This window comes from Microcystis sp. M_QC_C_20170808_M9Col, from assembly GCF_007095495.1.
In the GTDB taxonomy this organism is placed as follows: domain Bacteria; phylum Cyanobacteriota; class Cyanobacteriia; order Cyanobacteriales; family Microcystaceae; genus Microcystis; species Microcystis aeruginosa.
In genome coordinates this window covers 1-6224 of sequence record NZ_SFBZ01000317.1, presented here as the reverse complement: position 1 = coordinate 6224, position 6224 = coordinate 1, and the positions used below count along the sequence as shown (strand labels likewise).

Genomic DNA, 6224 nt, shown 5'->3' with positions numbered 1-6224 from the left:
CGGTAGTAGTGATGGCGGCTTAATCCTTTGCTTTGCTGTGCATTGTAGTCATGGATAAAATACCAAAGGGCTCCCCAACGTGATTCTCCATTTTTTTAGAGAAAGATAGACTCTCTCTCTCACCAGCCGAGAAATCCTTTGTCGAAAAGTATTATTTAATCTTTCAATAGGATTAGTTTGACCAGTTTCTTTTCCGACCGGTCGATGACGTTTACTAGGAATTACTGTCTTATAGGACTCCCAAAAGTCTGTGTAAGCAACCGCGCATTGTCGGTAAACACCGGGTAAACTGGCCCCAAAGTTTTTTAGCTGATTGACGACTCCTATCTCCGCGCATAGGGTTTGCGGCAAAAAGTTTTTCGGTGGTGGCAGGGTGTGGCCCCCCCAACCCCCCCGACATCGGGGGGGTTGGGTGTAGGGTGTAGGGTTTTACTGATTTTGAGGGGGGAATCATTACCGGGAAGTTATCGTTTTGCTAAGATAACTCGACCGACCCAACTGCAACAATCATGCTTTAGATTTATTAGGGGTTTCCCTGATTTGTACCCAGTAACGGGGCGGCGGAAATTCTCTTAATCCCTCCTACACCATAGGTTATGGCCTTTTGTCAACGGGGGAGTCCAGAAATAAGATAAAAAAATGTAAAATATATCTTGACAAAAATCGATAAAAATGCTACAGCCTAACGGGAATCTTCGCTTTAAATTACCAACACCTTAGCAGTTATCCTAATAGTGAAGTAGGAAGTTTTCCTTTTGGGGAGTCAGGAGCCGATTGCCGGTCAATGAAAAACGCTATAATTCCGCCTATTCCCTGGGATCAAAATCTGGCAGCGTCCCCAGCTTGCGAATGGTTACTTTAACATCCATAGATAAATAGTCATCGGCATCACCAAACCAAGAACCCGAAAGAGGTATGATTTGACCGGGATGACGAGCGATCGCCACTCGAATTAAATCAAAGCCGGCGGTAATTTGATTAGTCGGATCATAATTACGCCAACCGGCCCCCGGTAGATAAACCTGTAACCAAGCATGGGTAGCGCCAGAGCCAGTCATCCCCACTTCGCCACCGTCGAGGGCAGCATCGTAGAGATAGCCACTGACAAAACGACAGGCTAAACCCAATCTTCGCAAAGCTTCGATCATCAACCAAGCATAATCGCGACAAGTTCCCGACTTTAGCCGCAGGGTTTCTCCGGGGGATTGAGTTCCTTCACTCTCCCTGGATTGGTAGGTAAAATTATCTTTGATAGCCGCCATCATTCTTTCCATGACATCGAGGGTATCATCTTGATCCCCCGCTACAAAACTTTTGGCCCAAGCTGCCAGGCTGCCGTCGGCATCCTCGGCGTGGGGACGCATAAACACCACCAGGTCTAACCATTCATCGGGGGTATATTGGACAGGAATTTCGATCGCCCGTTGAGCAAGGGGAAAATCAGCGATCGCTTTTAAGCCAAAATGTTCTGCCCGTAATCGACAGGTAACGATTAATTCTGACGCTGCTTCGGCGAATTCAAGCCCTACCACGTTGTTAGATAGAGTATCCATAGTCCAGCGCGTTTTGGCGGCAATATTCGCTTCTACAGAATAACTGATAATTCTTTCACCGTGACCGGTGCTGGGCAAAAAAATCGCCCGATGTTCCCCAAAAGTTACCGGTTTACGATAATGATAGCTGGTGATGTGTTCCAAGTCGTAGATGACACTCATCCTGAATTATCCTTAATAATAAGCTGGTTATAATTAAATTGAAGATGGCTCCCCCCTTGATCCCCCCTTAATCCCCCCTTGATAAGGGGGGTATCTGACAATTTTTAACACCCACCCACTTAATCACTGATAACTGATAACTGATAACCGATAACCGATAACTGATAACTGATAACTGATAACTGATAACTGAAATGACCTCTGACCCGTTCCTCGATCGAGCTTGGAATACCGAAGACCTAGAACAAGCGCTTCGAGGTGTCGGCACTATTCAAGAAGAACTCAACTATAATCAGGCACGCAATTCTCTGAGCAAACTTGTCGATCGTCTGGATCTTACCTCGATCGAGAAAATTGGTCTAGAAGCGGAGATCGATCGCCTAGTGGCCCTGCTGGAAAAACTCGATCGATCCCTGATTCAAATTGCCGCTTTTGGCCTGGTGGGCCGGGGAAAATCCTCGATTTTAAATGCTCTGGTCGGTCAAGAAATCTTTACAACCGGTCCTCTACACGGAGTTACCCGCACCATTAAAGGGGTAAATTGGCAGTTAAGCAGCGATGATACTTTCCCTCATCTAGCGCGTCTGACCCTGAACGGCCAGGGTAATGCTCAGGTGCAATTGCTTGATACTCCCGGTATTGATGAGGTAGATGGGCAAACGAGGGAAATTCTCGCCTGTCAGGTGGCGCAGCAGGTGGATTTAATCCTTTTTATCATCTCTGGTGATATGACCAAAGTGGAATTTTCCGCCTTGGCCAAGTTGCGGGAAGCAGGAAAACCGATGATTTTGGTCTTTAATAAAATCGATCAGTATCCGGAAGTCGATCGCCTCGCTATCTATGAGAAAATCGCCTCAGAACGGGTGAAAGAATTACTCTCCCCCGATGAGATTGTTATGGTGGCGGCCTCTCCCCTCCTGGCGGAGACGGTTAAAGGGCAGGATGGTCGGCTAAAAACGCAACGATTTCGTGGTAAACCCCAGATAGAAGCCCTGAAACTCAAAATTTTGGAAATTCTAGACCGAGAGGGTAAATCGCTCGTAGCACTCAATTCTATGCTGTATGCGGACGAGGTAAACGAGCAAATTGTCGCCCGCAAAATGGCTATCCGTGATCGCGGGGCTAATCAATTGATTCAAAAAGCAGTGATGATCAAAGCATCGGCGATCGCTCTGAATCCGGTGACGGTGTTGGATCTGTTTACGGGGGCAGTTATCGATCTAGCCATGATTCTCGCTCTTTCTCGCCTATACGGCATCGATTTAACTCGTCAGGGGGCGATCGCTCTTTTACAAAAAATTGCCCTCAATATGGGTGGCATTAGTGCCAGCGAATTTTTAGCGGTTTTGGGCTTAAGTTCCCTAAAAGGACTGCTCGGTCTCTCGATTCCTGCCACTGGCGGCATTTCTCTCCTTCCCTATACTTCGATCGCCCTGACTCAAGCGGGAGTTGCCGGTGTATCCTGTTACGCAATCGGCCAAGTGACGAAAACCTATCTCGCTAATGGGGCCACCTGGGGACCCGATGGCCCGAAGGCAGTGGTGGCCAGTATTCTCGATTCCCTCGATGAAACCTCGATTCTCAACCGGATTAAGCGGGAATTAGGCTCAAAATTGGGGGTTGGGGGACTTTTCAGTAAACAGTAATCAGTAATCAGTGAACTGAAGGCAAGAGGCAAGAGGCAAGAGGCAAGAGGCAAGGGGCAACAGGCAATAGGCTCCAAGAAAGAATCTGGCAATTCTCCTACCTAAAAAGAAGGTTAGAAACTGAGTAAATTAAAGCTTTTAGCTTAACAAATTTGGTATTAGATTCAGCCCTTGTGAACTGAAAATTCAAATCTGACCACTGATAACTGATAACTGATCACTGATAACTGATCACTGATAACTGATCACTGACTCGATCAATCCAAGAAATGCTTGCTATGGACGATCGCCGCTATAATAACTACTGACCCTTGAATTTGATAGATCAGACGGTAGGCGTAGGCAGACTTTTCTCGGATGGTTTCATCGCTAAATTCGGCGCATTTTTTCGCTTCTAGGGGACAATTTTCTAAAGAATAGCTTATATCAAGAATTCGGCGCACGACGGCCGCCGCGTAGGACGGGGAATCTCGACTGATATAAGATGCGATCGCATCCACGTCTTCAATTGCTTTGGGCGACCAGACAAGGCGATAATTCACTCGATCAGCCATTTGTTTAAAAGACCCTCAACTTCTTCTTGGGGGATTGTATTCTCCAGAGAGGCAGCGTTCAAACTTTGACGCACCTTCTCCAGAACGTATAAATGATACTGAATATCTTCAATTGAACAATCATCTGGTAATTGATTCAAGAGGGATTCAACTTTTTGTCTAATGCTATTCATACAAGTTTGACCGAAGTTTTTAAGGAAAAGTATAAATTTAAGTTATCTATCAACTATCAACTATCATTTATCATTGATCATCGGAGAGAAAATTATAGTTACGCATCCTATCCTAAGCCATAGTCCCCAGAAAAGCGAGAAAAAGTTAAAAATAGATAAGGTGATTATCTAGCTTTTGTAACATTGGGGCGGGGATACTGTTAAGAATACTTAATAATTCTCCTATCTGCCCAATCCCCGCAACTTTTAGGGATTATTGACCAATAACCATCTAGCGGCCACAAGACCCCCCCCAATCACAGAAATTTTTTGTTACATTAGTTTACAGTTCCCTCAACGCCCCAGTGGGTTATTAATTTTAATGTCTTCTTCGGTTCCTTCGTCGGATTTTATACCCTTAATCGGTCAAGAAACAGAAATCTTTAACTGGGCAAAATCCCATTATCGTCACCATACCTTTGCCAAAGATGAAAGAGTAGCCACGCGCCCCGGGCTATTATACTTTGTGGAATCTGGGGCGATTCGTATTGTTGGTAAGGCACAAGTTAACGTTATTGACCAAAAATCCCCCCGTCAACTACCTATTGCCGATAGTGAGGAAGTATTTCTCGGTTTTGTGGGTGCAGGTCAACCTTTTGAGATTGTTTCTCAATTTCCCTTTCAATTACAAGCCCAAGCTCATCTAGACGAGACCGAGTTAGTCTGGTTATACTGGGAAGACCTAGAACAATGGCCGCAATTGCGATCGGCTGTTATGGAAACTTTTCGCCATCAATACCAGCGTAAGTTATTTTGGTTGAGTATTCTCGGTCAAAAACGCTCCCTCGATCGATTAATGGGGTTCTTGGTTATATTATTGGAAGAATACGGTCAACCCTGTGTAGAAGGCTATTATCTTCCCTATCCCCTAACTCACGCTCAAATTGCCAGCGCCATCGGCACTACCAGAGTCACAGTAACAAGATTAATCGGTAAATTGCGACAACAAAATTCGATCTTTTTTAAGCAGGATAATCTTATCGGATTGCCCAGTTTATTTTTGAGTCAGAATTAATTTTTCTGCTGCTGGTGTTGCTGACTCAAGGTATGAATAAGTAATAGGACGAAATTAACTTCTTGGTTAGGAAAGGCAAAAGGCACTCATGCAAGGGCTAGTTAGATATGTGTAATTAATTGTGTCTAGCTACTTACCAACTGTGCATCCTATCCAAAAGCTAGTTTGGCTCTAGGTTTTAAAAATCCCACACAAGAAGATTCCTATCTCAAATCAGCAACGTCAGAAATCTATTATGACCGCACAAACCCCGCCATCGCTCTCCGTTCTCTATGAGGAAGATTTTGTTCTCTGGACAGAAAAAACCGCCGAACTGTTAAAGCGAAAAGAGTTTGACAGGGTGGACTGGGAAAATCTGATCGAGGAAGTCGAATGGATGGGAAAAAGTGAGCGCCAGGCCGTAGAAAGTTTATTAACTCAACTATTAATCCATCTTCTGAAACTGAGTTATTGGGCAGCGGAAAGAGAACGAAACGCGCGTCATTGGCTAGGAGAGATAGCCACTTTTCGAGTGCAACTGAAAAAAAAGATGAAAACCCCAACGCTGAAAAATCATGCCATCAATTCCTTCGGGGAGGCCTATTCAGACGCAAGACAAACCCTAATTGATGGGAGAATTGTCGATAAAAATACGATTCCCCTAGAGTCTATATTCACTCTCGAACAAGTATTAGACGGGGATTGGTTCCCCATCGATATCGCACCTTTTATTAGTTAAGACCCACATTCCGCACTTCACTAAGTAGCATAGTAGTAGTAAGTACCTAAGCAAAATTAATTACACATATCTAACCCCCTCTTGCCTTTTGCCTCTTGCCTTTTGCCTATCTTTACTAGGAAATTAATTTTGCACGACTACTTATAGACCTCTTGCATAATTTTTTTATGGTATAATATAAGGTTTTGCTTTTTTCTCAATTCTTAGATTGAAGTGGAAAAAAGAATAAAATGTGATCTTAGGTTAGGAAATCATCTATAATTTTGCTATGTTTATTAGCAAAATTATGGATTATCAAAACTTATCAGATGAACAATTCAAACGCCGTTTCGGTGTGTATAAACAAACCTATAGAAAGATGGTA

At 44.1% G+C, this 6224-nt stretch carries 6 protein-coding genes and 2 pseudogenes; 4 read left to right on the top strand and 4 right to left on the bottom strand.

Annotated elements, in window-relative coordinates; translation table 11 throughout:
* Nucleotides 1-331, bottom strand: a pseudogene (locus tag EWV68_RS20180) (IS1 family transposase); the annotation flags it as partial.
* 475 nt (nucleotides 332-806) lie between these two features.
* Nucleotides 807-1715, bottom strand: coding sequence for a transglutaminase family protein (locus EWV68_RS20175; protein ID WP_287170848.1), 909 nt, complete (start codon nucleotides 1713-1715; stop codon nucleotides 807-809).
* Between the two features lie 194 nt (nucleotides 1716-1909).
* Between EWV68_RS20175 and EWV68_RS20170 the strand changes: the two genes are divergently transcribed.
* Nucleotides 1910-3361: a GTP-binding protein gene (locus EWV68_RS20170; protein ID WP_287170847.1), complete on the top strand. Its 1452-nt coding sequence runs from the start codon at nucleotides 1910-1912 to the stop codon at nucleotides 3359-3361.
* 257 nt (nucleotides 3362-3618) lie between these two features.
* On the opposite strand, the gene EWV68_RS20165 is transcribed toward EWV68_RS20170, so the two are convergent.
* Together EWV68_RS20165 and EWV68_RS20160 are read right to left on the bottom strand one after the other, a co-directional pair.
* A complete protein-coding gene (locus EWV68_RS20165) occupies nucleotides 3619-3915 on the bottom strand; it encodes a type II toxin-antitoxin system RelE/ParE family toxin (protein ID WP_079206196.1) in 297 nt (98 codons plus the stop codon).
* Nucleotides 3900-4088: a hypothetical protein gene (locus tag EWV68_RS20160; protein ID WP_002737442.1), complete on the bottom strand. Its 189-nt coding sequence runs from the start codon at nucleotides 4086-4088 to the stop codon at nucleotides 3900-3902. Before EWV68_RS20160 ends, EWV68_RS20165 begins: the two co-directional genes overlap by 16 nt.
* Nucleotides 4089-4449: 361 nt before the next feature.
* Here EWV68_RS20160 and EWV68_RS20155 point away from each other — a divergent pair, with 361 nt between their 5' ends.
* The 3 genes and pseudogenes from EWV68_RS20155 to EWV68_RS20145 all read left to right on the top strand — a co-directional run.
* Nucleotides 4450-5142 carry a Crp/Fnr family transcriptional regulator gene (locus tag EWV68_RS20155; protein ID WP_287170846.1) on the top strand — a complete coding sequence of 231 codons (693 nt, stop codon included), beginning with the start codon at nucleotides 4450-4452 and terminating at the stop codon, nucleotides 5140-5142.
* 235 nt (nucleotides 5143-5377) lie between these two features.
* Nucleotides 5378-5860: a DUF29 domain-containing protein gene (locus EWV68_RS20150; RefSeq protein WP_287170845.1), complete on the top strand. Its 483-nt coding sequence runs from the start codon at nucleotides 5378-5380 to the stop codon at nucleotides 5858-5860.
* Nucleotides 5861-6128: 268 nt separating this feature from the next.
* Nucleotides 6129-6224, top strand: a pseudogene (locus EWV68_RS20145) (IS5/IS1182 family transposase); the annotation flags it as partial.